Origin of the sequence: Streptomyces sp. NPDC050743 (assembly GCF_044456925.1) — a bacterium.
Lineage (GTDB): Bacteria > Actinomycetota > Actinomycetes > Streptomycetales > Streptomycetaceae > Streptomyces.
This window is the reverse complement of sequence record NZ_JBITGJ010000311.1, coordinates 1-1,821: the sequence shown is the minus strand read 5'-3', so window position 1 is coordinate 1,821 and position 1,821 is coordinate 1. Positions and strand designations below refer to the sequence as shown.

Genomic DNA, 1,821 nt, shown 5'->3' with positions numbered 1-1,821 from the left:
CGGTAGCCGTAGGAGTCCGGATGGAAGATCGGTTCGACCCTCTTCTCCAGCACCATCGCCACCACCGTCTGCGCGACACGGTCGGCCACGGTCGGGATGGCGGCTTCATACTGCCCCTCCTGCTGTGATGGTTCGGGTTTTCGGGGTGAGGTGCCCGGATTCGGCGATGCGCCGCAGGCAGGCGGCTTCGGTCTCTTCGTCCCAGGGGACGCACCAGCGTCCGCTGGGAGTCTTGCGGGCGGCCAGCTGTCCGTGGGTGATCCAGTAGTAGACCGTGTCGGCCGCGATGCCCAGGCGGCGGGCCGCCTCCTTGACCGAGATCTCCCCGTCCCGGAACGGGACCGTGAACGGGGAGGGGATCTTGTGGACGTGGCGGACCCAGCGCACCGCGGCCTCGTCGAAGGGGCGGCCGGAGCCGGTGGTGATGCCGGCCGCCGCCAGTTCGGCGACGATCTCGGCGCCGCGAAGCTGCGGACCGAGCCGGCTGATCAGCGCGAGCGCCGCCGACGGGGTCCGCCGAGCCTCCGGTGCGGGCTTGGGCCGCTCAAGAGCGACCTCCTCGCTCGCCCCGGTGTGCCAACGCAAGCCGACACGGGCTCGCCATCGGTCGGTCTCTGGCAGCACCGTCACGTCCGACACGAGCGTCCTGAGCAGGCGTTTCCTGTCCTTGCCCCGGGTGTCGGCCGCGTGCCAGAGGCAGGGCAGATCGGTGGCCAGAGCCAGCAGGCCGTCCCGGTCGGGCAGCGACGGGCGGGACTCCCGCGCCGCCGTGAGAGCCGCCTCGGCCTCGGCCAGGGCGGTGAGCCTGGCCTCCCACCTGCTCTCCAGCGTCTGGGCGACGAGCCGGTTGCCGGGATCGACCGCGGTGAACGCCCGCTCGGCGCGGTCCGCCTCGTAGCGGGCGCGTTCCACCGCCAGCTCGGCCGCCCGATGGACGCGGGTGTGGCGGGCGGTGACCTCGTCCGCGGCGGCCAGGGCGACGGAGATCTGGTCCGGGGTGAGCTGGGCCAGCAGGCGTGCGGCCACCGCGTCATTGACGACGTCCGCCCTGATGGACCGGCAGGTCGGTGTGCCCTGGTGGTCCGCCTTCGACCCGGAGCACTCGTAGGCCGCCTGTCCGCTGCGGTGATAGCGGGTGGTCATCGGGCGCCCGCACGAGCCGCAGCCGATGATCCCCTGACACAGGGCCAGGCCCTCGCGGGCCGGACGGGCGCCGTCATGAGTGCAGTTGGCCTTCAGCTTCGCCTCGATGTCCAGGAAGTTCTGCCAGGTGATGTAGCCCTCGTGGTGGTCATGCAGCACCACCGGCCACTGATCCCTCGGCAGCAGCCGCACTCCCGTGCGCACGGTGCCATCTGGCTCCACCGTGTGCCGGATGGAGAACCGGCCGTAGACGTAGGTGCCCGCGTAGCACGGGTTGCCCAGCACCCCCAGCACCCTGGCGTGGGTGAGCTTCCCCCAACGCAACTGGCCTGCCCACACGCCGCCGTAGGCCCGCAGCGGGAAGCGCCGGCCGACGAATGCGGCCACCACCGCGTAGGCCGAGCCGCCCGCTGCGAACGCGGCGAAGACGTCCCGGATCGCGGTCTGCACCTCCACGTCCGGATCGATCACGCATGCGCCCTCGTCGTCGTAGACGTAGCCGACCGGCAGGGGGAAGTGCAGCTCGCCGCGTTCGGCGGCGGCCCGCTTCGCTCCCTGCAACCGACCGGCCAGGATGTGCAGCTCGGCCTGTCGGGTAGCCGGGGCACATTGCTGTGCCCCGGCCCCCTGAGAACCGTGCGGGCGGGTTGGCCCCGCACACGGCTCAAGCAGGCCCTA

At 71.9% G+C, this 1,821-nt stretch carries 1 protein-coding gene; it reads right to left on the bottom strand.

Annotation, left to right across the window (positions count from 1 at the left end; genetic code table 11):
* Positions 1 to 105 precede the first annotated feature (105 nt).
* Positions 106 to 1,704 (bottom strand): recombinase zinc beta ribbon domain-containing protein, encoded by a 1,599-nt coding sequence (locus tag ACIBJF_RS53280; protein ID WP_399185097.1) that lies wholly within the window; start codon positions 1,702 to 1,704, stop codon positions 106 to 108.
* Positions 1,705 to 1,821: the final 117 nt, after the last annotated feature.